The 25335-nt window shown below is 63.3% G+C and carries 24 protein-coding genes and 2 tRNA genes; 8 read left to right on the top strand and 18 right to left on the bottom strand.

Annotation, left to right across the window (positions count from 1 at the left end):
- Window position 1: 1 nt before the first annotated feature.
- The 10 genes from rny to OXG98_05675 all read right to left on the bottom strand — a co-directional run bounded on the left by rny (window position 2) and on the right by OXG98_05675 (window position 10517).
- A complete protein-coding gene (rny, locus tag OXG98_05630) occupies window positions 2-1558 on the bottom strand; it encodes a ribonuclease Y (protein MCY3771483.1) in 1557 nt (518 codons plus the stop codon).
- 53 nt (window positions 1559-1611) lie between these two features.
- Complete coding sequence (locus tag OXG98_05635; GenBank protein MCY3771484.1) at window positions 1612-1965, bottom strand: cell division protein ZapA; 354 nt, start codon at window positions 1963-1965, stop codon at window positions 1612-1614.
- A gap of 82 nt (window positions 1966-2047) precedes the next feature.
- Entirely contained in the window at window positions 2048-2311 is a 264-nt protein-coding gene (gene zapB / locus OXG98_05640; GenBank protein MCY3771485.1) for a cell division protein ZapB, read from the bottom strand.
- A gap of 40 nt (window positions 2312-2351) precedes the next feature.
- Complete coding sequence (gene pheT / locus OXG98_05645) at window positions 2352-4781, bottom strand: phenylalanine--tRNA ligase subunit beta (GenBank protein ID MCY3771486.1); 2430 nt, start codon at window positions 4779-4781, stop codon at window positions 2352-2354.
- Window positions 4782-4814: 33 nt separating this feature from the next.
- Window positions 4815-5825: a phenylalanine--tRNA ligase subunit alpha gene (pheS, locus tag OXG98_05650; protein ID MCY3771487.1), complete on the bottom strand. Its 1011-nt coding sequence runs from the start codon at window positions 5823-5825 to the stop codon at window positions 4815-4817.
- A gap of 6 nt (window positions 5826-5831) precedes the next feature.
- A complete protein-coding gene (rplT, locus tag OXG98_05655) occupies window positions 5832-6188 on the bottom strand; it encodes a 50S ribosomal protein L20 (GenBank protein MCY3771488.1) in 357 nt (118 codons plus the stop codon).
- 36 nt (window positions 6189-6224) lie between these two features.
- Window positions 6225-6419: a 50S ribosomal protein L35 gene (gene rpmI, locus OXG98_05660; protein ID MCY3771489.1), complete on the bottom strand. Its 195-nt coding sequence runs from the start codon at window positions 6417-6419 to the stop codon at window positions 6225-6227.
- Window positions 6420-6449: 30 nt separating this feature from the next.
- The gene (infC, locus tag OXG98_05665; GenBank protein MCY3771490.1) at window positions 6450-6962 is read right to left on the bottom strand and encodes a translation initiation factor IF-3; all 513 of its coding nucleotides are present in this window, start codon (window positions 6960-6962) and stop codon (window positions 6450-6452) included.
- Window positions 6963-6993: 31 nt separating this feature from the next.
- Entirely contained in the window at window positions 6994-8919 is a 1926-nt protein-coding gene (gene thrS, locus OXG98_05670) for a threonine--tRNA ligase (protein ID MCY3771491.1), read from the bottom strand.
- Between the two features lie 140 nt (window positions 8920-9059).
- On the bottom strand, window positions 9060-10517 hold the full coding sequence (locus OXG98_05675) for a magnesium chelatase (protein ID MCY3771492.1): 1458 nt from the start codon (window positions 10515-10517) through the stop codon (window positions 9060-9062).
- 186 nt (window positions 10518-10703) lie between these two features.
- Here OXG98_05675 and OXG98_05680 point away from each other — a divergent pair, with 186 nt between their 5' ends.
- On the top strand, window positions 10704-11627 hold the full coding sequence (locus OXG98_05680) for a hypothetical protein (GenBank protein ID MCY3771493.1): 924 nt from the start codon (window positions 10704-10706) through the stop codon (window positions 11625-11627).
- A 32-nt stretch (window positions 11628-11659) separates the two neighbouring features.
- Entirely contained in the window at window positions 11660-14011 is a 2352-nt protein-coding gene (locus OXG98_05685) for a PBP1A family penicillin-binding protein (GenBank protein MCY3771494.1), read from the top strand.
- 36 nt (window positions 14012-14047) lie between these two features.
- Here the strand turns inward: OXG98_05685 and OXG98_05690 are convergent, their stop codons facing one another.
- A complete protein-coding gene (locus OXG98_05690; protein MCY3771495.1) occupies window positions 14048-14386 on the bottom strand; it encodes a hypothetical protein in 339 nt (112 codons plus the stop codon).
- Window positions 14387-14627: 241 nt separating this feature from the next.
- On the opposite strand from OXG98_05690, the gene OXG98_05695 reads away from it, so the two are divergent.
- The 5 genes from OXG98_05695 (at window position 14628) to OXG98_05715 (ending at window position 17726) form a co-directional block, all read left to right on the top strand.
- Window positions 14628-14699: transfer RNA gene (locus tag OXG98_05695), tRNA-Gly, on the top strand.
- A 9-nt stretch (window positions 14700-14708) separates the two neighbouring features.
- Window positions 14709-14780, top strand: a tRNA-Cys gene (locus tag OXG98_05700).
- A gap of 235 nt (window positions 14781-15015) precedes the next feature.
- Entirely contained in the window at window positions 15016-16041 is a 1026-nt protein-coding gene (locus OXG98_05705) for a hypothetical protein (GenBank protein ID MCY3771496.1), read from the top strand.
- A gap of 75 nt (window positions 16042-16116) precedes the next feature.
- On the top strand, window positions 16117-16944 hold the full coding sequence (locus OXG98_05710) for a phytanoyl-CoA dioxygenase family protein (GenBank protein MCY3771497.1): 828 nt from the start codon (window positions 16117-16119) through the stop codon (window positions 16942-16944).
- A complete protein-coding gene (locus OXG98_05715; protein MCY3771498.1) occupies window positions 16944-17726 on the top strand; it encodes a glucose 1-dehydrogenase in 783 nt (260 codons plus the stop codon). The genes OXG98_05710 and OXG98_05715 overlap by 1 nt, the downstream gene beginning before the upstream one ends.
- Before the next feature lie 80 nt (window positions 17727-17806).
- Here the strand turns inward: OXG98_05715 and acs are convergent, their stop codons facing one another.
- Genes acs through OXG98_05730 form a run of 3 tightly spaced genes read right to left on the bottom strand, consistent with a single transcriptional unit; the run spans window position 17807 to window position 21389 of the window.
- Window positions 17807-19774: an acetate--CoA ligase gene (gene acs / locus OXG98_05720; GenBank protein ID MCY3771499.1), complete on the bottom strand. Its 1968-nt coding sequence runs from the start codon at window positions 19772-19774 to the stop codon at window positions 17807-17809.
- 50 nt (window positions 19775-19824) lie between these two features.
- The gene (locus OXG98_05725) at window positions 19825-20613 is read right to left on the bottom strand and encodes an SAM-dependent chlorinase/fluorinase (GenBank protein MCY3771500.1); all 789 of its coding nucleotides are present in this window, start codon (window positions 20611-20613) and stop codon (window positions 19825-19827) included.
- Window positions 20604-21389, bottom strand: coding sequence for a class I SAM-dependent methyltransferase (locus tag OXG98_05730; protein ID MCY3771501.1), 786 nt, complete (start codon window positions 21387-21389; stop codon window positions 20604-20606). The genes OXG98_05725 and OXG98_05730 overlap by 10 nt, the downstream gene beginning before the upstream one ends.
- Window positions 21390-21591: 202 nt before the next feature.
- On the opposite strand from OXG98_05730, the gene OXG98_05735 reads away from it, so the two are divergent.
- Window positions 21592-21876, top strand: a complete 285-nt coding sequence (locus OXG98_05735; protein ID MCY3771502.1) for a hypothetical protein — start codon at window positions 21592-21594, stop codon at window positions 21874-21876.
- A 34-nt stretch (window positions 21877-21910) separates the two neighbouring features.
- Here the strand turns inward: OXG98_05735 and OXG98_05740 are convergent, their stop codons facing one another.
- The 4 genes from OXG98_05740 to OXG98_05755 are packed head-to-tail and all read right to left on the bottom strand — an operon-like array spanning window position 21911 to window position 25262.
- Entirely contained in the window at window positions 21911-22876 is a 966-nt protein-coding gene (locus tag OXG98_05740) for a sugar kinase (GenBank protein MCY3771503.1), read from the bottom strand.
- Between the two features lie 8 nt (window positions 22877-22884).
- Entirely contained in the window at window positions 22885-23514 is a 630-nt protein-coding gene (locus OXG98_05745) for an O-methyltransferase (GenBank protein MCY3771504.1), read from the bottom strand.
- Window positions 23515-23540: 26 nt separating this feature from the next.
- Window positions 23541-24470, bottom strand: a complete 930-nt coding sequence (locus OXG98_05750) for an MlaD family protein (protein ID MCY3771505.1) — start codon at window positions 24468-24470, stop codon at window positions 23541-23543.
- Between the two features lie 15 nt (window positions 24471-24485).
- A complete protein-coding gene (locus OXG98_05755; GenBank protein MCY3771506.1) occupies window positions 24486-25262 on the bottom strand; it encodes an ABC transporter permease in 777 nt (258 codons plus the stop codon).
- Between the last annotated feature and the right edge of the window lie 73 nt (window positions 25263-25335).

Consider the following 25335-nt stretch of genomic DNA (forward strand, 5'->3'; position numbering starts at 1 on the left):
GCTACCTGGCGAATTCGACCGCGCGGGTCTGCCGGATTACGGTCACCTTGATCTGACCCGAGTACTCCATCCTGACCTGGATCTTCCGGGCGATTTCCGTGGCGAGCTGTACGGCCCGGAGGTCGTCGACTTCTTCGTGATCGATCATGACCCGCACTTCTTTGCCCGCCTTCATCACGAAGGCCCCGGATACGCCTTCGAAGGAACTCACCAGCTTTTCGATCTCCCGGAGCCGGCGTACGAATTTCTCCAGCGGCTCTCTGAGCGCGCCGGGCCTGGACACGGAGAGGACGTCGGCGGTCCTGACCACCACGGCCATGGGGCTGGCCTCATCCAGGTTTTCGTGGGTAACGCCTATACATTCCAGTACTTCGGGCGGCTCGCCGTACTTTTCGGCGACCGATCTTCCCAACGCGCCATGGGCGCCTTCCGGGCCGCCCTCCACGGCCTTGCCGATATCGTGGAGCAGTCCGCAGCGCCTGGCCAGGGTCACATCCAACTCCAGTTCCTGCGCCATAAGACCTGCCAGTTCGGCCACCTCGCGGCTGTGATGCAGCGCGTTCTGCCCGCCCGTCATACGGTATTTCAACTGTCCGAGCAGGATGGCCAGCTCGGGGCGGACGCCGGTAACACCCAGGTCGAAGAGGATCTGGTCGCCCGTATCCTGGATCAGATCGTTGATTTCTTCCTGGGTCTTGGAGACCACCTGCTCGATGAATCCGGGATGTATCCGCCCGTCCTGGATCAACTTCTCCATGGAGAGCTTCGCGATTTCCCGGCGCATGGGATTGAACCCGGAGAGGACGACGGCATTGGGCGTGTCGTCGACGATGACATCGATCCCCGTAGACATTTCGAACGCCTGGATGTTGCGTCCGTCGCGCCCGATGATGCGTCCTTTCATTTCATTGTCGGGCAGCGATATGACCGATGTCGTCGTTTCCGTCACGTGATCCAGCGTGTACTTCTGCATCGCGTGCGTGATGATTTCCCGGGCTTCGATCTCGGCGTTCTGGCGGGCTTCTTCGATGATGCTGCGGGCCTGTTGGCCGGCTTCGGCGCGTATCCGCGCGTCGATGTTGCTGAGCAGCGACCGCCTCGCTTCTTCCGTCGACATGCCGGCGGACTGCTCGAGTTGTTCGGTCTGCCGCTTGACCAGCTGTTCCAGCCGCTCTTCTTCTTCCGTCAGTTTCTCGTCCCGCTCCTGCAGCGACTGGAGCTGCTTCTGAATGCCCCTTTCCTGCTTGGCCACGTAGTCGGCCTTGCGCTCTACATTCTGTTCCCTGATCGCGATGCGTTTCTCGGCCCTGTTGTATTCCTGGCGGGCCTGGTTACTCTCTCGCTCGAATTTCGCCTTGGCCTGATACGATTCCTCCTCCATTTCGATCCTGGCCGTGTTTTTTATCGTATCAGCTTCTTCCACCGCCTCTGCAAGGATGCTCTCTGCCAAGCGCTCCATACTGTCGGTCTTACGTTTTTCGACACGCTTTCGAATGTACCATCCGAAGAGAAACATGATCAGGGCGGTGCCGGCGTAGAGACTGATCGTCACAAGCATAGTGGCAGCCACCTTCTTCAAATATGATATTTAATCCGGACATGGTCCGTTCCTCAACAAGACCGGTCATGGTTTTCTTTCTCGTCATCCTGTTCAGGAATCGCGCTTTCCAGCAATTCGTCCATGCGCCGGATCAGATCCGCGATCCGCTCGTCGTGCATGGACTCCGATACGACCTGCTCCTGCTTTTTTTCACGTTCCTTGTGCAACTCGTCGGCAATCCTGATCGCCGTAAGGACCGCCACGCTGGTGAGGGACTGCATGGTCACACTGACGGGCACCTCGCGCATGCGTTCGTCGACGTAGGCCGCGATCCGCTGTATGTACTCGGCTTCCTCCTCCGCCTGTATGGGATACTCGGTCCCGCAGATGTTGACGCGAACGGTGACTTTTTCGTCATCCATCATGTGTTCATCCCCGTAAGCAGCCGATGCCTGATCGTACGCGATACGAACGAGTCTTCCGGGTCGATTGAGCTGGGGACAGATCTTACTCGATGACGTCGAGACGCGACAGCATGGTGTCTATGCGTGCCTTGATGTCGTCCTGCTTGACGCGCAACTCCTGATTTTCCTGTTCCAGCTCTTCTTTCGTGGTAACCGACTGCTCCTGGACGCGCTGCAGTTCCTGGACCTGTGACTCCAGGTTCTGATTCTGGCTGCGCAGGCCGGCGTTCTCGTCCTTCAGTCGCTGAATCAGGTCAATCATCGTTTCTATTCGGCCCAACAACAACTCTATGGATTGCTCTTGCATGATCCCTCCGCTGGAGTGGTTCCTGCGCGCCCCGACGACGCTAGGAGCGAAGTTCCGCCCGGTACCGGTTTACCAGCCGGCGCAGCACCTTGTCCTGGAGCCGCGTGACTTCGGCGTCCGTCAGCGTCCGTTCACCGGACCGGAATCGCATGGCGTATGCCATGCTCTTTCGGTTGGCGGCTATCTGCTCTCCACGATATACGTCGAACAGTTCGACGGCTTCCAGCAGGTCGCCACTACACGCGCGGATTTCTTCCAGTATGTCCCGGTGCGAAACCTCGTCGGGCACGACTATAGCCAGATCTCTTTCCACCGCGGGGTACTTGGGGGCCGAATGATAGGTCCTTCGTTCAGACGCGCCGCCAAACAGGACTCCGCAGTCAATCACCCCCATCCAGACGGGCTCCCGGATGTCGTACCGGTCGAGGATCCCGTGCGATACCGCGCCGAAACGGCCGATCCGCACCCCGTCCGCGAGCAGTTCGCCGGTCCGGTCCGCGTCGAATAGCGGGTCGTCATTATCATACGGGACGGTTTCGACCCTGTCAAGTCCTAACCGCCCGGGCAACGCTTCCGCCAGCCCCTTCAAATCGAAGAAGTCGAAGGCCCCCGGCGGCCCGTCCCAGTGCGGGTCGTGACGCTGTCCCGTAACGGCGATGCAAAGGTGTTCGGGCTCATCTGGAAGGCCGTCGGATTTCGGCCAGAACACGCGGCCGACCTCGAATATCCGGATGTCCCGCACCTTGCGGTTGGCGTTCCAGCGAAGCACGCTCAACATGGAGGCCGCGAGGCTCGTGCGCATGGCGGAAAGCTCGGGACTCAGGGGGTTGTCGATCAGGACGCTGGACCGGGAAGGATCTATGAGCTCGTTCCGGTCCGGGTGCACCAAACTGTGGGTGACCACCTCGGTGAAGCCGAAGCCGGCCATGGTGTCGCGCAGGCGCCGCCGGACATCCTGCTGGGCGCGGCGCTCCTCCACCCGCTTTCGCGCTTCCGCCGTCTCGTCATGACGAGGCACGGAGGGAACCGGCTCGATCCGGTCGTATCCGTAGAGCCGTGCGACCTCCTCGGTCAAATCCACTTCGCGGGTTACATCCCTCCTGAAGGAAGGCACCCTGACCTCGAGATCCGCTTCGGCGGTCCGCATAGGCTGCACGTCGAAGCGGAGTTTACGCAGAAACGAGGCGATTTCGTCCCGGTCCAGGGCGGTTCCGAGCAGTCCGTTTACGCTGCTCGTGCGCAGCCGGATCACCGGTTCGGGTTCAGCCGGGGTCCGGACGTCAATCATGCCCGTTGCCACGGCGCCGCCGGATACCTCGGCGATCAACCCCGCGGCCCTGCTTACGGCCGCTCCCTGCAGTTCCGGATCCATGCCGCGCTCGAATCGCCGGGACGCGTCCGTCTGCAGCTGCAGCGCCTTCGAACCCCGGCGCACCCGAACCGCGTCGAAGCAGGCGCCTTCCAGGAACACCCGGCCGGTGTCGGCCGTGATCTCCGTGTTCAGTCCGCCCATGACGCCGCCGACGCCGATACCCCGTTCGTGATCGGCGATCATCAATACCTCGTGGCCGAGCGTCCGTTCCACCCCGTCAAGCGTGGTGAACGGTTCCTGCGCCACGGCGCGCCGGACGATGATGCCCTGGCCCGCCAACCGGTCCAGGTCGTAGGCGTGCAGCGGCTGACCCATTTCAAGCATCACGTAGTTCGTCACGTCGACGACATTGCTGATGGACCGGATGCCGGCGGCTTCGACCCGTCTTTTCAGCCAGTCCGGGGAAGGCCCGATCCGGACACCGGCGATCACGCGGCCTACGAACCGGGGACAGTCTTCGGGTGCGTCGACACGGACGTTGGCGAGAGATTCGGCGGTGGGGCCCGATTCGTCGACACTGGTGGACGGCATACGCAGTTCGCCGCCCGACAGAGCCGTGATTTCCCTCGCTATGCCCACGAGGGACAGGCAATCGGGACGGTTGGTGCCTACGTCGATGCTCAGTACGGTCTCCGGTTCGCCCAGAACGTCTTTCAAGGGCAGGCCGGGCTCGATCGCTTCATCGAGCACCATGATGCCGTCGTGGTCGTCGGACAGGTTCAGCTCGGCCTCGGAGCAGACCATCCCGAAGGATTCCACTCCCCGGATCTTTGCTTTCTTGATCTTCATGCCGCCGGGCAGCGACGTCCCGATCGGCGCCACCGGCACCTTCTGGCCGGCGGCCACGTTCGGCGCCCCGCATATGATCTGGAGGGTCTCCGTTCCCACGTCCACGGAGCAAAGGGAAAGCCTGTCGGCGTTGGGATGGCGTTCCACGCGCGCCACGTGCCCGGTGACAAACCCCTCGAAGTCGCTACCGACCGTCTCGACGGCATCGACTTCCAGGCCCGTCATGATCAGCCGTTCCACCAGTTCCTCGACGGACCAGGGGATGTCGCAGTACGCGCGCAGCCACGAAAGGGGGACTTTGATCACCATGGGACGCTTGGCTCCTTACCGGACGGACGGCCCTTAAGGCCGCTCGAGCAGACGCAGGTCGTTTTCGAGGAACATGTGGATGCTGTCGATCCCGTACTTGAACATGGCGAGGCGGTCCAGCCCCATGCCGAAGGCGTAGCCGGTGTACACTTCCGGATCGTAGTCCACGAAACCGAACACGGCCGGGTCGACCATGCCCGCGCCCGATATCTCGAGCCATCCCGTGTTCTTGCAGATCCTGCAGCCGTCGCCGCCACACGCGATGCAGGAGAAGTCATACTGTACGCTGGGCTCGGTAAAGGGAAAGAAATCGGGGATGAAACGCACCTTCACCCGTTCGCCGAAAAGCCGCCGGGCGAAATGGGTCATGTCGCCCTTGAGTTGCGCCATCGTGACCCCCTTGTCCACGTACAGCCCCTCGCACTGATGAAAGGTGAAGGCGTGGGTGGCGTCGGGATTCTCGTGGCGGTAGGTGCGTCCCGGCACGATCACGCGCACCGGGGGCTGCTGCTGCTCCATGACGCGGACCTGCACCGGGGAGGTATGGGTCCGGAGCACGATGTCGCGGCCCAGGTAGAAGGTGTCCTGCATATCGCGGGCCGGGTGGTCCTGCGGGATGTTCAATGCTTCGAAGTTGTAGTAGTCCCATTCCACCTCGGGACCGTCCACCACCGAGAAGCCCATTTCCTGGAAGATCTCGCTGACCTCTTCCCGGATCAGGGTCAGGGGGTGCTTGCTTCCCCGGGGCGGGCGGCGCCCCGGAAGGGTGACGTCCAGGGAGCCCGCCGTGGATTCCCGTCCCGTGCCGCACGCCGCCTTGCGGGCCTCCAGCGCTTCGCTGACGGCTTTCTTGGCCTGGTTGACCCGCTGGCCGATCCGGGGGCGGTCTTCAGGGGCCGCCTTGCCCACGGACCGCAGGATCCGGGTCAACTCGCCGTTCTTGCCCATGTACCTGATGCGGATGTCTTCCAGGTCCGACGGGTCGGCGGCGCGGGCGATTTCATCCAGCGCCCGGGCTTCGATGGCTTCCGCTTCCTGTCCCATAGATGGTCAGGAAAACTGCGCTTTTGCCGCGTCCGCTACTTCGGCAAAGGCGGGAGGATCGTTGACGGCGAGTTCGGCAAGGACTTTCCGGTCGATTTCGATATGGGCCAGCTTCATGCCGTGAATGAGCTGGCCGTACGTCAGGCCGTTGAGCCTTGCCGCCGCATTGATTCGGGTGATCCACAGGCGGCGGAAATCACGCTTGCGCCGGCGCCTGTCGCGGTACGCGTACGCCCAGCCCCGGTTGACGGCTTCGCGGGCCGTCCGGTAGAGCCGGTTGCGTCGCCCCCAGTATCCCCGGGCAAGCTTGATGATTTTCTTGCGCCGCCTGTGCGAGGCGGCGGCGTTGGTTGCACGTGGCATGGTTCGTTCCTTCTCTGGTTCGGCGTCCTTCGCCGTCTAGTTCGGCATCATCCGCCTGAGGCGCGGCGTGTCGGCCTTGCTCGCCATGGCGGTACCGCGAAGGCTTCTCGTGCGCTTGCCGTTCTTGGACAACTTATTGTGGGTCGCATGGGAATGGCTGCGTTTGAACTTGCCGGAAGCGACCCGCTTGAAACGTTTCGCCGCCGCTTTCAACGTCTTCATTTTCGGCATGATCAACTCCTGGTATTTGCCGTACTTGCCTTACCTGGGCATGAGGACCAGCGACATGCTGCGTCCTTCCAGCCTGGGCCGCTGTTCAATGGTGCTCACGTCCTCCAGCATTTCCGCCATGTGTTCCAGCTTCTGCTGACCCAGCTCCACGTGGGTCATTTCCCGGCCCCAGAACCGCACGGACACCTTGACCTTGTTACCGTGCTGCAGAAAATCGCGGGCCTGGTTGGCCCGGTACTCGAGGTCGTGTTCGCTGATCTTGGGCGTCTTGAAGCGGATTTCCTTCAACTGCGTCACGTGCTGCTTCTTGCGCGATTCCTTTACCCGCTTGCTCTGCTCGTACTTGTACTTGCCAAAGTCCATGATTTTGCATACGGGCGGGCGGGCGTCGGGCGATACTTCCACGAGGTCCAGATCGGCGCCCGTCGCAAGTTGCAGGGCCTCCTTGGTATCCATGATGCCGACCTGCTCGCCTTCCGCGCTTATCACCCGTACCTGGGGCACGCGGATCATTCCGTTGACTCTGACGGTTCTCTTTTGAATAGTTTTCCTCCCGAATCCTCGTAACCTGGATTCACTTCGCCGCCCGGACCGTCCGAGCGATTTCTTCTTCCATCGTGCCGATCAGGGCGTCCACTGTCATGTTCCCCTGGTCACCCTCGCCGCGCCGGCGGACCGATACGTCGCCCGCCTCCATCTCGCGGGCGCCGGCAATGGCCATGAAGGGGATCTTCTTCGTCTCCGCCTCGCGGATCTTGTACCCGACTTTCTCGTTTCTCACGTCCGTCTCGACCCGGAAACCGGCGTCGGCCAGCCTGCGCTCCACCCCGCGGACATACTCGGTCTGGTGTTCCGAAATGCCGATCACGACCACCTGGACCGGCGCCAGCCAGGTCGGGAACGCGCCGGCGCAGTGCTCGATGTACACGCCGAGGAACCGTTCCAGGCTTCCGAGTATGGCGCGGTGGATCATGACGGGCCGGGCGGGCTTGCCGGATTCGGTGATGTATTCCAGGTCGAAGAGCTCCGGCATGTTGAAATCGAGCTGGCACGTACCCAGTTGCCAGGGGCGCTGCAGGGCGTCCTTCACGAAGAAATCCACTTTCGGTCCGTAGAAGGCCGCTTCGCCGGGCGCCACCTCGTAATCGACTCCCAGGCTGTCCAGCACGCGGGCCAGGGTCTCCTCCGCCCGGTCCCAGAGCTCGTCGGAACCGGCGCGCTTGGCCGACCGCGTGGACAGGTGGATGACGGTGTCCTCGAACCCGAGCGTGGTATAGGCGTCCGCCAGCATCTTGATGAAATCGTCGACTTCGTCCCGGATCTGGTCGGGACGGCAGAAGATGTGAGCGTCGTCCTGCGAAAAGGAGCGCACCCGCATCAGGCCGGCCGTCACCCCGGAACGTTCGTGCCGGTGCAGCCGGGCGAAATCGGCGTAGCGGATGGGCAGGTCGCGGTAGGAATGGTGGCCCGCCGCGTACATGAGGCAGTGGCTGGGACAGTTCATCGGCTTGGGCGCAAATTCCCGTTCGTCGGCGTCGATGGTGAACATCTCGTCCCAGAAATGCTCGTAATGTCCCGAGGTCTTCCACAGCCCGGCTTCGTATATCAGCGGGGTGATGACTTCGTCGTAACCGTGCTTTCTATATAGATCGCGCACGTAGTCGGTCAGGGCGTTGTAGATCTGGGCGCCTTTCGGGAAGAAGAAGGGCGACGCCGGCGCGTAGGGATGAAACATGAACAGCCCGAGCTGCCGGCCCAGCTTGCGGTGGTCCCGCCGCTCCGCCTCGGCGCGCCGTTCCAGGTACTCCTCCAGGTCGCTCTGGCGGGGATAGGAAACGCCGTATATCCGCTGGAGGCTCTGGTTGTTCTCGTCGCCGTGCCAGTAGGCGGCCGCGACGCTGAGCAGCTTGAAAGCCTTGATCTTTCCGGTCGACGGGATGTGCGGGCCCCGGCAGAGGTCGATGAAATCCCCCTGCTCGTAGATGCTGATCACCTCGTCCGCGGCGAGGTCGTCGATCATCTCGACCTTGTAGGACTCGCCCCGCTCGGTGAACAGGGCGCGGGCATCCTCCCGGGAGAGTTCGCGGCGCCGGATCGGCATGTCCGCCCGGGACAGCTCGACCATGCGGCCCTCGATGCGCTCGAGATCATCTGCCGTGAACGGCGCCGGCATGTCGAAGTCGTAATAGAATCCCTCTTCGATCGGCGGACCGATGGTCAGCCGCGCTTCGGGGAACAGCTCCTTGGTGGCCTGGGCCATCAGGTGCGTACTGCTGTGCCAGTACACCTCGCGGCCCTCGGGATTGCTGAAGGTCAGCACTTCCAGGGAGGCGTCTCCGTCCAGCCGGTGGTCCAGGTCGACCTGGGCGCCGTCGATCTTGGCCGCGAGCGCCGCCCTGCCCAGGCCGGGACCGATGCGCGCCACAGCGTCCATGACCGTCGAACCCTGCTCCATTTCGATCTGACCGCCGTCGGGAAGTGTGATCCTGACGTTTTTCAATGACTTGCTCCTGGGCAGTACTGTGTCAGTTCCAGGCTGGTCCGCCTGATTCCGCATGGCCTTTCCACCTACCGGACAAACAGAAAAAAATAAGGCGCGAGACGGAATTTGTCAATAGAATTACCTGGCCCAAAATCCCGTCAACGATCGAACAGACTGCCCATCATGTCGCTGTAAGAACGCCGGCCGTCTGCGACGTTCTTGCTGATCCGAGAATGCTGGTGCAGACCCTCGAGCAGGAATTCCATGGCGACGGCGAGTTCGGCCCGGCTTTCCGTTCGGATATGCTCGCCGGCCAGTTTCCGCAACCCGCCGACACCGTTCAACGCGCTGTAATAGGATTTGTCGTCCATGGTGTCCGAAATCTCGACTGTTTTTCCCTCCTCGAACCAGTCGAGGACTTCCCGGTAGTACGCGCCGCGTTCGTCATCCTCGCCGTAAACCGCGGGAAAGTAGTTTCCGAAGACTTCTTTCACGGCCCGCCCGATCAGCGCCTCGGCCACCTTTACCTCGCCTTCCTGCTCGCCCTCGTACACGAGTTCGAGCTTGCCCGTCATCGCCGGTATCACCGCGGAAAGATCACACATGCGGGGAACGACGGACCGGCGCTTCTGCAATATGCTTCGCTTTTCGACCTGGCTGACCAGGTTTTCCATGGCGGCGATGGTCATGCGCGTGCTCACGCCGGAAGTCTGGTCGATGAATTCGCTGCCACGGGCCTGGAAGGCGATCTCTTCCACCGTTTCGCGTATGAAGGACGGCATGTCGATGCGGACGCCGCCGGGCCGGTCGGTCCAGGCCTCCTGGTCGGTGATGGCCAGGGCGTACGTGCGGTTGACCGGATAGTGGGTGAGGATCTGCGAGTCGATCCGGTCCTTGAGCGGGGTGATGATGGCGCCCCGGTTGGTGTAGTCCTCCGGGTTCGCCGAGAAGACGATCATCACGTCCAGGGGAATCCGGACGGGAAACCCCCGGATCTGGATGTCCTTCTCTTCCATGATGTTCAGCAGGCCGACCTGGATGCGGGGCTGGAGATCGGGCAATTCGTTGACGGCGAAGATGCCCCGGTTCATCCGCGGGATGATGCCGAAGTGGATTACGCCCTCGTGGGCGTAGTGCAGCCGCTGAGAGGCCGCCTTGATGGGATCGATGTCGCCGATCAGGTCGGAGATGGTCACGTCGGGCGTGGCGAGTTTTTCGCCGTACCGTCGCGACCGGCCGATCCATTCGATGGGCGTGTCGTCCCCGCGCTCGGTCACGAGGTCCCGGGCGCGCCGGCTGACGGGCGCGAAGGGCGAGCTGTTGATCTCGCAGCCTTCGATCACGGGCAGGTACTCGTCGAGCAGCGTGACCAGCGATCTCAGGATGCGGGTCTTCGCCTGTCCTCGCAGCCCGAGAAGAATGAAGTCGTGCCGGGACAGGATCGCGTTGATCAGTTCGGGAATGACGGTCTGGTCATATCCGACTATGCCGGGAAAGACCTGCTCGCCGCGGGTGAGTTTGCCGATCAGGTTGTCCCGCATCTCGTCTTTAATGGTACGTTGCGGATAACCCATGCCGCGCAGCGCGCCGATGGTAGTGGCAGCGGTATAGTCCATTTGCTCCCGGGAGTCCGTGACGGGATGGATTCGAGGGAGGATCCGTGGCGTGGATTTCCCCTTCGACCGTCGACGGATTCTATCGCGGAAGGCCCGTCCTGTCAACAGTTTTTTGGCTTCTCCCAGGGGCCGTAACACCGTCTTTTCCTTTGACTTCGCCGGCCTTTCGGCCTATGTTGAAAGGTCATGAAGAATCTGATCCACGCAGTGCCCGCCGCGTTGCTGACCGTCGCGCTGATTGCCGTGGGCCTGGTCGAAGTGCGCTGGCACGTCATCGAACGGTTCGTCGGCGCCTACATGGATGCCCGAAACGATTCCCGCGACCGGCTGGAGCGGTTCGTGAACCAGGAAACCCAGACCAACCAGGCGCTGGAGCATGCGAACCGGTTAATCGAACAGCGCAGCCAGGTAGCGTTGGACACGGAGGGCGAACCCGCGGAATCGAAAATCCGGTATGCTCCGGCGTCGGAGATCGTCCGGCTGGAACGCGGACACAAGCTGATCATGACCCGGGATCGCTTCCTGGACCTTCCCGAACGGCTTACCGGGACCGCCGATCCTTCCGGGGAGCCGGCCGATCCGCCTTCGGGCGACCCGTCGTACAAACTGCCGGATGCCCGTCCGGACGCGCGGTCTCCAGCCCGGGTGGATTTACGGCCCGACGCGCCGTCGCCGTTCGAACCCGATTCCGTGGAAGGCTGGACGCGCACGGTCGTTATCCGGCCGGGGTGGATTCGCCGGGGCGAAGTCTACCTGGTGGACGACGAAAACTACATCCTCCACCGGATGCCGATATCGGTTGAACAATTCGATCTCATCGACGCGTATGCGACGGCGGCTGATGGACGGATGCACGAAGACATGGAGCACGTGTACGGGCCCGGGATGTTTTTCGAAACGTTGCGGAGCCTGGACATGGAAATGCGGGACGAAATCATCGATCCACTGCGGTTCCGGGAACTCGAGGCCACCGCGCAGCGGGTAGGGGTGTCCGAGAACCAGCGGATCATCCAGATCGAACGGTTGGTAGACGGCCGGATCGACGTGGTCACCATACCGGTATCCGCGGATCTGTTCGTGGAACTGTACGTGGCGCTGGGAGCGCTGTGATCCGTCCGCTTCCGACGGACCGGGATTGGGCGATGGATTTCTTTCGATACTTCAGGCGGATAGTGTACGGCATTTCCGGCGCGTTGCTGCTCGGCGTGCTGACGGCCGTCATTCTGTTTTTCTTCACCGTTCCATCCATTCCCCGCCTGCCGGACGACCTGAACGACATCTTCGGACAGATGACCCGGATCTACGCCCATGACCGGGAGGGCAATCCCCGCCTGGTCCATACCCTGGGCGGACATAGCCGGGTCGACCTGGAAGAGATTGCGCCGGTGTTCCGTGACGCGATCATCGCCACGGAGGACGCCGATTTCTTCAACCACCGGGGCGTAGACAAACCCGGCATCGTCCGGGCCTTCGTGACCAATCTCCTCGAAGGCCGGATCCTGGGGCAGGGTGCGAGCACGATCACCCAGCAACTGGCGCGCCACCTCTTCTTTACCCGCGAGAAGGTATGGATCCGCAAGATCAGGGAAGCTTTGGCGTCGACGCAGATCGAGGCGAGATTCAGCAAGGACGAGATCCTCTCCGCCTACTGCAACAACATGTATTTCGGTGCCGACGCCTACGGCGTTGAAGAGGCCGCGCAACGGTTCTTCAGCAAGCGCGCGAGCGACCTCACGCTGGGCGAATCCACCCTGCTTGCCGGCCTGGTCCAGCGGCCGAGCGACTACAACCCCTACTATCGCATGGACCGGGCGCTCAGCCGCAGGGAGACCGTGTTTCATCGCATGATGGACAACGGGTATATCACGGAGGAAGATGCCGCGCTGGCCCGGGAGGAAGAGCTCACGCTCAAGGGGACAAGCATCGGTCCGGCCAGGGGCCCGTACTACCTCGATTACGTCGAGGACCTCCTGGTCCGGCGATTCGGCAGCAACCTGGTCTACAACGGCGGACTCACCGTGTACATCGCCATGGACCTGGAAATGCAGGAACTCGCCGAGGAGACCATCAGCACCCGTATGGCCTACGTGGATTCGCTGGTCGGCGACCCGGCCTACGAAACGGCCACGGCGGAAGAGAAGAAGCGGGCGCTCGAAGCGGCGCTGGTCGCCGTCGACACGCGGACCGGAGCGGTTCGCGCCCTGGCCGGGGGCCGAGACTACACGGCGAGCGAATTCAACCGGGCCGTCGAAAGCAACCGGCAACCGGGGTCCGGCTTCAAGCCCGTCGTCTACCTGGCGGCGCTGGACCACCTGGGTTATTCCGCCAACACGGTCGTCGTGGACGAGCCCGTGGCCTATACCACCGAACTGGGCGATCTCTGGGAACCGCAGAACTTCACCCGGGAATACGAAGGGCCCGTCATCCTCAAGCGGGCCTTCATGCGTTCGATCAACGTGGTCTCCGCGAAACTGGTCAGCGAAGTCGGTCCGTCGAAGGTCATCGAGTACGCCCGCCGCCTGGGCATCACCAGTCCGCTGGAGCCCATACTTTCCCTGGCGCTGGGCACCAACGGCGTCTCGCCGCTGGAGATGGCTTCCGCCTATTCCGTGTTCGCCACGGGCGGGGTCTACCACAGGCCCTATGTCATCACCCGCGTGGAAGATTCCGAGGGCAGGATGATCGAGGAAACCGAACCGGAATCGCGCCGCGTGATCAGCGAGCAGTCCGCCTACCTGATGCTCGACCTCCTGCGTGGGGTCATAAGCGGCGGCACGGGCGTCGGTGTACGCTATCGATACGGGTTCACCGCGCCGAGCGGCGGGAAGACGGGGACTTCGAGCGAATCCAGGGACGTATGGTTCAACGGTTTTACGAAGGATCTCGCGACTTCCGTCTGGGTGGGGTACGACGATGCCCGGCCCCTCCTGTCCATCGAGGAAGACGAGGAGATTACCGGCGCTTCCGGCGCCATACCCGTCTGGGCGGCTTTCATGAAACAGGCCACGGCGCTGCAGGAACAAGGTGAAGTCCAGGCGATGATGGCGGCGGCCGATTCCGCGCGCGGCCTGCCCGCCGGTCTTCCGGCCGACAGAACCGGCGATAGTGTCGGACCGGACGCCGGTGAAGAAATGACCTCGGACGAGGAAGCGAAACCCCCGCCGGCTTTCCCCATGCCGCTGGGCATCGAAAAGATCCGGGTCGACTTTCGCACGGGCCGGTTGTCGCAGAACCCGGAACGCTCCCTGGTCGTGACCGTCCGGGGCACGAATCCCAGGGTAAGGACGGAGATGATCTCGCCGGACGGTGCAACACCCGAGGAGACCGGTATGATGGAGATGCCGGACGGTGCAGCACCCGAAGAGACCGGACTGATGAAGACGCCGGCGACGAAAGAACCGCCGGGTCAGGCCGATCGGGCGTCACAGGGGGAACAGTCCGCCGAGACAGGAGAGTCCATCCCGGAGGATTCACCGGGACCTGTTGATCGATAGGGCTGGTGTTGGAGGGGCGTGGGACTACGCAGGGGATCAGTTCCCGGGCGGGTGCTCCGGCCCATTCCGGTTGCGGTCTATCGCTTCCCGCACCGCGGGAATCAGGAACACGTTTTCCAAAGGAAACTCGGAAAAGGCGCGGCCGAGGAGGTTGATCCGGCTGTCCGTGTCGAGCCGCTTGTTGATCACGATATGATACCTTCCGCGGTATCGGCACAGCCCGCCGTCGCCATCCAGCTTGCCATATCGGACCCTGATCGACATCCGTTCCGCCAGATCTTCGAATTCCTGCAGTAGCGTCGTACTGTCCATGTCACACACGGATGTGAAGACGAACCGTTCGACCCGGCGGTCCTGCAAGCTCCCGGGAAGCACGGACCGTATTCGGTAATACACGGCGCGTTAATGTACGTAAAGTATAGCGGACGCCTGGCCGGGTCAAGAACCGAAGTCCTGTCGCGGGGCCGCGGCCGTCCGATGGAGCCCGGCAGGGCGCAGGTCTCAAGGGTAGTTCCAACCGCCCGTCGAGATCAAAAAACCCTTGACACTCGGTAGGCGGATTTCGATATTCCGGGAAAGTTTCGCGGCACCGTCCTGATGGGTTCGCGTACAATCAGCGGGAGTAGCTCAGCGGTAGAGCATCACCTTGCCAAGGTGAGGGTCGCGGGTTCAAGCCCCGTCTCCCGCCTTCGGACGTGGCGGCATAGCCAAGTGGCTAAGGCACGGGATTGCAAATCCTCGATCGCCGGTTCGAATCCGGCTGCCGCCTTGTATCCCTCCAGCCTCCTGTATCCCCATTGCATTCGATCGTGGCCGTCCTTCCCGGAATCGCCGAGTTCCCGGCGGGCGAACTGTGTTCGCGAGAGCAGTCGTCCTGCCGCGCGCGGCGACAGGCGCCGCCACGCGGTCCGTTCCTCCTTGCGACGGTCGAATCCCCTCCGTATAATAGCCATCGAATGATCACAGTTTCTGCCAGAACCTCACCTTAAACAGATTCTTGTGCCATGGTCGAAATCGAGTGGGTACGTCGCATCTACGGAGACGGCTGGCACAACGCCTTCACGGACTTCCAGTTGTTTCGAGGCCGGTACTACGTCTGCTTTCGCAACGGCCTCTCCCACGTGAGTCCCGAAGGCAAGGCTGTGGTAATCGCCAGCGACGACCTGGTCGACTGGCATCGAGCGGGCGTGCCGATAAACACCACGGGCGACGACCGGGATCCTCACATGATCGCGACCGCGGACCGGCTGTTCGTCTACGCCGGGAGCGTCGCATGGACCGGACGGTGGGATGACCCGGATGGTGGAGTCCGCATAATACAGACCCGATGCGCGGTCAGCGAGAACGGGGAGACCTGGTCCGAACCGAGGCCGGTCTACCGGGAGGGGTACTGGTTGTGGGGCGTCGGTCGCGCGAATGACCGGTTCTACGGGCTCGCCTACGGGAACGAACCGGGGGACCGGCATGGCCGGCCCAGCGAACTCCACCTGGTGCGGTCCGCCGACGGGCTGGACTGGGACCTGGTGTCTGTGGTCACGAAAAACGGGAGTGAGGCCACTTTTCGGATCGCGGCCGATGGTGCCATGCGCGTGGCCATCCGAGGCGGCAACGACAACAGGTTCACCATGGCCACCGCGAAGCCACCGTACACGGACTGGTGGCTCCAGGACCTCGGCAAGGTGATCCCGGCGCCCCTTCTCGTGGAAGTCGGCGGACGGGAATACGTGATCGGCCGGCAGCACCTGCGGGACCCGGGAGGGCCGGGTGATTCGGGCGATCAGGATGGATCGGGAGATCCCACGGACCGGGAACGGATCGTCGACCGGCGCACGAGCATCTGGCGGCTGGAGGGCGAAGGAGTCGTCCATGTCCTCGACCTCCCGTCCGGTGGCGACACGTCCTACGTGGGTGTAGTACAACAGGAGGACGGCGCCCTGTTGCTCAGCTACTACTCGCAGCACGAAGTGGAGACCGGCGAGAAACACTTTCTCTATCCCGCCAACATCTATCTGGCAAAGGTCAGGCTGTGAGCGGAAAGTGGGTCAGGCCGTGAGACAGGAACTCGGCCTCGATGCGCGTCCACGGGAATTAGAACGGGAGATACCATGCCACTAAGCGCCATACGGACAGGCGAGCGGTTCACCGACGACGAGACCGGGCATATCCGCCGCTGCTTTCAGCGGGACGGGTACTACGCCTTCGGCAGGCTGATGGAGGACGAGGAAGTGGAGGCCCTGCGCGCGGACATGCAGCGCAAGTGGGACGACCCCCGCATGTACGAACCGGCGCGGGACCAGATCCGCGGCACCAGCCTGATGCGCATGTTCGAGTACTCCTACGCCTTTCGCGACCTGATCGTCCGCGAGCCCTTCGCGAGCCTGGCGGAATCGATTCTCGGCGACGACTGCCACTGCATGTCCCAGAACGCGCTCTACACGCCGCCCAATCCCAAGGCCCTCGCGGACGGTCCGGGAGGATGGCACCTGGACGACCTGGTCCACTTCCCCCTGCCCGAAGGCGTGCCGCGCCATGACCCCGCAGTCCCGCCGCCCTGTTTCGTCGTGCAGATCTTCACGCCGCTGACCGATGTGGAGGCCGTCCGTTACGGCCCGACCCAGGTCGTCCCGGGAACCCACTTCGCGGGCCGCCAGCCCCACGAGCAGGACCGGCCGGAATTCGAAGGCCGGGGGCCCCACTCCTTCCTCGTCCGGAAGGGCGACGCCTACATGTTCAACAACCAGGTCTGGCACCGCGGGGCACCGAACGCGTCCGACCGCACCCGGCTCATGGCCGGCGTCACCTACAGCAAGCGGTTCATCGCCCAGAAACTCTACCCCTTCATCGACTACCGCATGCCCGACCACGTGTGGGCCGAGGCATCGCCCCGCCTGCAGCGCATGCTGGGCAGGCACAGTAAAGGAGCGTACGGCTGATGGCTGATAAAGCGACGCGGTCCGAACGATCCAGGCAGTCCGCGGAATTCGCGGGGCGCACCGCCCTGGTAACCGGCGGTTCCCGGGGGATCGGTCGTTCCACGTGTGTCATGCTGGCGGAACACGGCGCCCGGGTGGCGGTCAACTACACGCGCAACGAGGAAGCGGCGAAAACGGCCCTCGGCATGGTGGTGGAGGCTGGCGCCGAGGGCATGATCGTACAGGCCGACGTATCATCCGAAGCCGACGTGGATCGCATGGCCTCGGAGGTGCGGTCGCGCCTGGGACCCGTCGACCTGCTGGTCAACAACGCGGGGATCGCGAAGAACCAGGCCCACTCGGAGCTCGCCTTCGCCGACTGGAAACGCATGTTCGAGGTGAACGTGGACGGGGTGTTCCTGGCGACCTGGGCGGTTAAGGACGAGATGATCGCCCGTGGATTCGGCCGCATCGTCAACGTGGCTTCGCTCGCCGGCATCATCCTGAAGAAGGACATGATCCATTACGCCACGACCAAGGCGGCGGTGATTTCCCTCACGCGACACTGTGCCGAGGCCTTCGCGCCCCACAACGTCCGCGTGAACTGCGTGGCCCCGGGCCTGACCGATACCGACCTGGCCGGGTCCGGCAACCCGGGCATGATCGACCGGCTCATCGCTTCCACGCCCATGGGCCGCATGGCCCTCCCCGGAGAAATGGCCTCCGTGATCCGGTTCCTGCTTTCGGAGGATTCCAGCTTCGTGACCGGTCAGACGGTCACGGCCTGCGGGGGCCGGAGCTGAACAGCGGCTGCCGTGCCGAAGGACCGGGCTAGAGCGCCGGTGGTCCAAGCTGCGCGCCGGCGGCCCCAGCCGGGCGGCGTTTACCTGTTCTCGATCAACTGGTCCACCACGGCCGGGTCCGCCAGCGTCGTCGTATCGCCGATCTGGTCCAGCTCGTTGGTGGCGATCTTCCGCAGGATGCGGCGCATGATCTTGCCGGAGCGCGTCTTGGGCAGGGCCGGCGCCCAGTGGATCACGTCGGGTGTCGCGATGGGTCCGATGATTGAGCGCACCTGCTTCTTCAGGTCGGCGCGCAGGTCTTCCGTGTATTCCTCGCCCACGTTGAGGGTGACATAGGCGTAGATCCCCTGCCCCTTGATCTCGTGAGGGAACCCCACCACGGCCGCTTCGGCCACCGAGCCGTGGGCTACCAGCGCGCTCTCCACCTCTGCCGTGCCCATCCGGTGGCCGGATACGTTGATGACGTCGTCCACCCGCCCCGTGATCCAGTAGTAGCCGTCCTCGTCCCGCCGGCAGCCGTCTCCGGTGAAGTAATACCCCTTGTACTGCTGGAAGTAGGTGTCCTCGAACCGCTGGTGGTCCCCGTACACCGTGCGCATCTGCCCGGGCCACGGCTCCCGGATGGCCAACACGCCCATGATCCCGTTGCCCTCCAGTTCCCGGCCGCTCTCGCCGTCCAGCAGCACGGGCTTCACGCCGAAGAAAGGCAGGGTCGCCGAACCCGGCTTGGTGGGGATGGCGCCCGGCAGCGGGGTGATCATGATCCCGCCGGTCTCCGTCTGCCACCACGTGTCCACGATGGGGCACCGCTCCTTGCCCACGTTCACGTGGTACCACCGCCAGGCCTCGGGATTGATCGGTTCGCCCACTGTGCCCAGGAGTTGCAGCGTGGGCATGGGGTGCCTGGCCGGCCATTCCTCGCCCTCCCGGGCCAGCGCGCGGATGGCGGTCGGGGCCGTGTAGAACTGGTTGACGCCGTACTTCTCGATGATCTCCCAGCAGCGATCCGGCGCCGGGTAGGTCGGGATGCCCTCGAACATGATCGTCGTGGCCCCGTTGCCCAGGGGGCCGTAGATGATGTAGGAATGTCCCGTGACCCAGCCGATGTCCGCCCCGCAGAAGTAGATGTCGCCTTCGTGGTAGTCGAACACCAGGCGGTGGGTGACCCCGGTGTAGACCATGTATCCCCCGACGGTATGCTGCACCCCCTTCGGCTTGCCGGTGGACCCGGAGGTGTAGAGGATGAACAGGGGATCCTCGGCGTCCATCTCCTCGCACGGGCATTCGGCGTCAGCCTCCGCCATCAGGTCATGCCACCAGAAATCCCGGCCTTCCTTCATGGGAAACCGGAAATCGGGATCGGCCTTGACCCGGTCGACCACGATGCAGGTGGTGACCGGCTCGCCCATCTCCTTCTCCGCCGAGGCCATGGCTTCGTCCGCCACCGGCTTCATGAAGACCGGCTTGTCCCCGCGATGGGTCCCGTTGGTGGTGATGACCGTCCTACAGGTAGAATCCACGATGCGGTCCGAAAGCGAATCGGCCGAGAATCCGCCGAACACGATGGAATGGACCGCGCCGATCCGGGCGCAGGCCAGCATGGCGACGGCCAGCTCGGGAATCATGGGGAGGTAGATCGATACCCGGTCGCCATTCCCGACGCCCCGCGCCTTCAGCACGTTGGCGAACCTGCAGACCTGCTCGTGCAGTTCCCGGTAGGTGAGCCGGCTGTCTTCGCCCGGTTCGTTGCCTTCCCAGATGATGGCCGTCTGGTCGCCCCGCGTATCGAGATGGCGGTCGATGCAATTGTACACGATATTCGTCCTGCCGCCCTCGAACCACTTGATGGAAACGGGTCCCTTCCTCAGGTCGTAGTTGTAGGACCGGATCCGGTCCCACTTCCTGAACCAGTGGAACGATTCCGCCTTCTCGGCCCAGAAGGCCTCCGGGTCGGCAACGGACCGTTCGTATTCCCGCCGGTATTCGTCCAGGCTCTTCAGGTGCGCCTTGTTGCGAAAGGATTCGTTGGGCTGATACAGGTCGGACATGTTCGTTCTCCGGTCTCCGGGCTGCGGGTTATGCGATCGGGTGATACCGTTCAGTGCTCCACTTCCACGTCTACGCGGTCCCCGGTCGACACACCCAGGGTTTCCGCCGCGCTGCCGCCGTTCACGGCGATCTCGAGCAGTCCGGCGCTGTCCAGGATCGCCAGGGCCGCGCCGCCGGCCGCTTCGTCGTAGGATGCGCTGACCCGGTCCAGCGCCAGGTCGGCCAGCCGGACCAGGAACCGCTTCTCCCGGGTCGTCTCCAGGAAGAGGGATTCGCCGATATCCGTTATTATATTGCCATAGCGGTCGATATGCAATACGCGACCCGTGATCCCGCCTTCGCGCGCCACGGGTTCGGTGATCGATCCGGCGTGACAGTCTTCGATCTCCGGCCCGAAAGCGGATACGGGCGTGCCCACCGCGAGGTGAGCCGCCACGGGCGCGAAGACGTCCCGGCCGTGGAACGTGTTGCTGATGTGTGGCAGCATGAAACGGGTCTCTGTCACCGAAACGATACGGTTAACGGGCTCTCGCGCATACACGTGGGCGAAAATGCCGTTGTCCGGTCCCACGAAACGGTACCGGGGCGTTTCAACGATCAGGACCCGCCGCTCGCCGCCCACGCCCGGGTCGACGACGGCCACGTGCACCGTGCCCTCCGGGAAGTAAGCATAGGCGGTGCGCAGGACGAAGGCGCCTTCATCGATCCGCTGGGGCGCGATCCCGTGGGACAGGTCCACGATCCGGGCCTCCGGGCAGATCTCCAGGATGACCCCCTTCATGGTGCCCACGAAGGCGTCGCGGTGGCCGAAGTCGGTTATGAGCGTGATTACGGACATAGGTTGGCCTGCCCGACCAGGATGTTGCGGGGGACTTCGGCGCTGACCGGACGCCCATCGAAATCTCCGTACGTCTGCGTGACCTTGAGTCCGGCCCGGTCCATCATGGCTTCGAGCTCTTCCAGCGCATACATCCGCACGGACTCGTCGTAACTTCGCTCCGTGCCGTCCTCCCTGATCCGCACCTGCTTGTTGATGCGCACGTGTCCGCCCGCCTTCGACGGGTCCCCCGTGATCCAGCGCCTTTGCTCGACCACCATGCCTTCCACGGTGCGGCGGTCCGACGGAACGAGCGTGGCGATCACGTAATCGCGGTTCAGGTAGTCCATGAGGAATCGTCCGCCGGGGCGCAGCACCCGCGAGATGGCTGCGAGTACCCGGGCGTTCTCGCCGTCCTCCCGGAAATAGCCAAAACTGGTGAAGAAGTTGACGACGAGATCGAAGGCGGACTCCCCGGGCGGATCGCGCATGTCGCCCTCGATGAACGTGATGTCCAGCCCCTCGTCCGAGGTGCGGCGGCGGGCCCGTTCGAGCAGTTCATCGGAAAGGTCGAGCCCGGTTACCCGGAACCCGCGCCGGGCGAGCTCCAGACTGTGCCGGCCATCGCCGCAACCCAGGTCCAGCACTTCGCACGACGGAGGCACATCCAGTCTATGCAGGAGGAAATCGACCTGCCGGCGCGCCTCTGCGTCGTTCCGGTGGGGGTATACCCGCAGGTAGTCGTAACGAAAGGCGGTCTTGTACCAGTCGGATGCCGGACTGCGATGCGAATCCATGCCCACCTGCCGGGTTTTCGGGTTCCTGATTTGACGAGTTTTCAATATACAGCACAGCGGGTTCGCGTCAATCCGTGATTGCCGACCCGCCCGGTACTTCGGCGCATTCTATTGACAACAGGTACTCATACGTTTAGTTTTACCGTGTCGACTCACGGCCGCGGCGCCAGATACCACGGTCCGGCCCTGACTGGAGCATGTCATGGCAAGCAAAGACAGGCGGGCAAACGGTTCCGCGGACGACGTGGAATTCGAGAAGCTGCTCGACGAAATGGACGAACTGGGACGCCAGGCCGACGCCTTGCGTGCTAAGGTGAATCACCTCATCGACGAGATGCGGGAGAACGACGTCCCCCCTGAAGATGAAGCGGGCGAGGAAGTGGACGGCGTCGCTGTAGACACGGACAACGTAGCGGACGAGGAAGTGGACGAGGAAGTGGACGAGCAAGCGGACGACGAACCGGACCACGAAGCGGACGCGACGTAATTCCGCCGCGCCGGCCGCGAATCCTCACGTAACCTCACGTAACCTTACGTAACCCGTCGTACACGCCGAAGGCTTCTTGCCGCGACGGAATCGAGTAGGTCGCCCCGCGGCCGCGGACCTTGAGGCCCGCCATGATGGTGCCGAGCCGGGCGGATTCGACGGCGCCCATGCCGTGGGTCAGTCCGTACAGCAACCCTCCGTTGAACACGTCCCCGGCCCCCGAGGTATCGGACACGCGCTCGGGGACGTAGGCCGGGATTTCATACATCCCGTCGTCCAGTCCCAGCACGGCGCCTTCCGCGCCGCACTTCACCGCAACCATATCCACGCCCCGCTCACGGGCCTGCTCGATCACCGCGCGGGCGTCGTCCGTGCCGAAGAGCGCCTCGCTTTCCTCGGGCGCGCTGGGCAGGAGGATGTCCACGTGGGGGATGATCTCGTCCAGGGCGTCCCGGGCTTCCTCCAACGACCAGAGTCCCAGCCTGAGGTTCGTGTCGAAGGCCGTGGCGACCTGCCGATCCCGGGCGATTCGAAAGGCCTCCAGCACGGCCGCGCGGCTACTCTTGGATATGGCCTGCGTGATGCCGCTGGCATAGACGACCTTCGCGCCGCCGATGTAATCGGGATCGATGTCGGCCGGTTCGAGGAAGCTTGCGGCGCTGCCCGCCCGGTAGTAGGTGAACTCCCGTTCGCCGCCGGGCAGTATGGAGATGAAGTAGAGTCCGTTGGGCCGGTCCAGCGGGGTGGCGCAGGTGAGGTCGATCCCCTCCGACCGCCATGCCCCGGTCAGGAAATCCTGGAAGGGATCGTTGCCGACGTGGGTGACGTACCCGGTCCTCGCGCCGAGGCGGGAGGACGCCACGAGCATGTTCATCGTGTCGCCGGCGAAGGTGCGGGTGTAGGTGTCGGTACTGGCGAGGGGGCCTTCGCAGAACATCTCGATCATGCACTCGCCGATCGAGATGATGTCCAGTTCGGACGTGCTGTCGGATATCCGCACGGCGGATCCTACCTCTTCAGGCTAACGGCCACGCCGTCCCGCAGGGGGATGATCGTCGTCCAGACTTCGCCGGTGCCGTAGGCCTTCCGGTTGTATTCTTGGATGGCCGAGGTCCAGCGGTCGTCGGACGGCTCGGTCACGCGTCCGCTCCAGAGCACGTTGTCGGTGATCAGCAGGCCGCCCGATCGAATGCGCGGCAGCGCCAGGTCGAACACGCGGGGATAGTCGTGCTTGTCCACGTCGTTGAAGATCAGGTCGAAGCTGCCCCCGGTCTGCTCCAGCAGATCCAAGGCGTCCCCCACCTGGATCACGACACGGTCCGCCACGCCGGCGCGCTCGATGAACGCGCGGGCCTGCGCGGCGTTCTGCTCGCTGCCGTCGGAGTAGTACACCCGGCCTTCAGGGCCCACCGCCCGGGCGAGCCAGATGGTCGAATAGCCGATGGCCGATCCCATTTCGAACACCCGTTTCGCGCCGCTCAGCACGGCCATCTGGTGCAGCACGCGGCCGACCAGGGGGCCGACGATGGGAATCCGTTCCGCCTGCGCCTTTTCTTCCATCTCGGTAAGGACCTCGTCCCTGTCGGGCATCAGGTCCGTCAGGTAGCCGTCGAGCGCTTCCGTCAATACGTTAGGCATGGGGTTGTTGCTCCTGTTTTCAGTAATCAGAAGATCTCGACGGTCACGTACCGGCTGGGATTCGATCTCAAATCAACGACGAGTTCGTCCAGGTTGGTCACCAGGCGGTCCATTTTGCCGGCCACGCGGACGGCGTCCTCGTACAGCCGTTCATCCTGAAGCAGTCTCCCGATCGTACCTTCACCTCGGTCGAGGCGGGTTATGATGTTGTCGAGCGCTGTCGTGGTGCTCTGCAGCTCGTCCATCATGGCGCTCAACCGGCCGGAAGTACTTTCCAGGTTATCCAAGGTGCTCGACACCTTGGACCGCTCGGTTTCGCTCAGATCCCTCACGTTGCTCACCAGCGAATCCATGTTCGCCACGACCCGGTTGATCTGGCCGCTCTCCCGTTTCAGGGTCTCCTGCAACTCGACGGTCAGGTCGTGTACGCCGGCCAGACTGCTCTTGATCGACTTGTCCCGCTCGGGGTCCAGGAGGATGTTGGCGTTTTTAAGCAGGTCGCGCATGTTGAGGGTGACGGAGTCGACCTGCGTGAACATATCGGAGATCCCCGGCGCGGCCGTACCCTGGATCGTGCCCCCCGGCGGGATCAGTTCCGAACTGATGCCCTTGCGGATGTTGATGGATTTCTCGCCCATGACGCTGCGCGATATCACCTCCACCTGCGAATCCACGGGGATCTCATAGGGCTCGTCGATACGCAGGGTGACGATGGGCGTCAGGTTGTCGAGCGACACGGCCTCCACCTTGCCGATGCGCACGCCACCCACGAGGATCGGGTCGGAGGATTTGACCCCGACATCGCTGCTCAGGCGCACGTCGACGAGGTAGGTATCCCCCGTTACTCGCCATTCCTTAAGATAGAAGAGGCCCCAGACGAATATGATGATCGCCAGGAGAAAGACCATGCCCAGTTTCGCCTCGTCGGGCAGTAGACTGTTTTTAGAGTACGTCACGTCGCACCCCCCGGTTTACAGTATCGTCCTGGCCAGTATATAGTCCAGGCACAAGATCAGAATGCACGACACCACCACCGTGTTGGTGGTCGCTTTGCCCACGCCTTCCGCGCCCGAACCCGGCTTCACCTTGAACCCCTGGTAACAGGCGACCGTGGTGATCGTAATCCCGAAGCAAAAGGCCTTGGACAGCCCGAAGAAGGCGTCCTTGGTCCGGAAGAACTCCCGCATGCCGCGCTCGAAGTCCGGGATGCTCACCTGCATCCGGTCGAGGGCTGCGACCATGCCGGACAGCGTGCCGATCAGGTCGGCGAAGACCACGAGGACCGGCAGCATGAACATGCCCGCGATGATGCGGGGAATCGCCAGGTAGACGATGGGGTTCATGGCCATCACCTCGTAGGCGTCGATCTGCTCCGTTACCCGCATCGTGCCGAGTTCCGCCGCGATGGTGGCGCCCACCCGTCCCGACAGCACCAGGGCGCCCAGGACCGGCGCGAGTTCGAGGACCACCGAAGACAGGACGACGCTGCCCACCAGGTAGGCGGGCACGTATCCCTGGAACTGGTACCCGGTCTGCACCGCGGTCACCAGGCCGGCGAAGAAGGCGATGATCAGGACGATCGGCATGGAATGTATGCCGATCTCGAACATCTGGTGGACCATCAATCCCCAGTACGTCCGGATCTTCGGCAGGTTCCGGACGACTTCGACCATCATCATGCCGAAGTCGCCGATATTCGTCAGCGCCCAGAGGACGCGCCTGCCAAGGAAGGAGAGGAAAGCAGTCATAGTCGGCTTAAAGGGCCGCGCGGCTGCAGGACGACGCAGTCACGCGGCTGCAGGACGACGCAGTCACGCGGCT

The sequence above is a fragment of the Gemmatimonadota bacterium genome (assembly GCA_026706345.1).
GTDB lineage: Bacteria > JAAXHH01 > JAAXHH01 > JAAXHH01 > JAAXHH01 > JAAXHH01.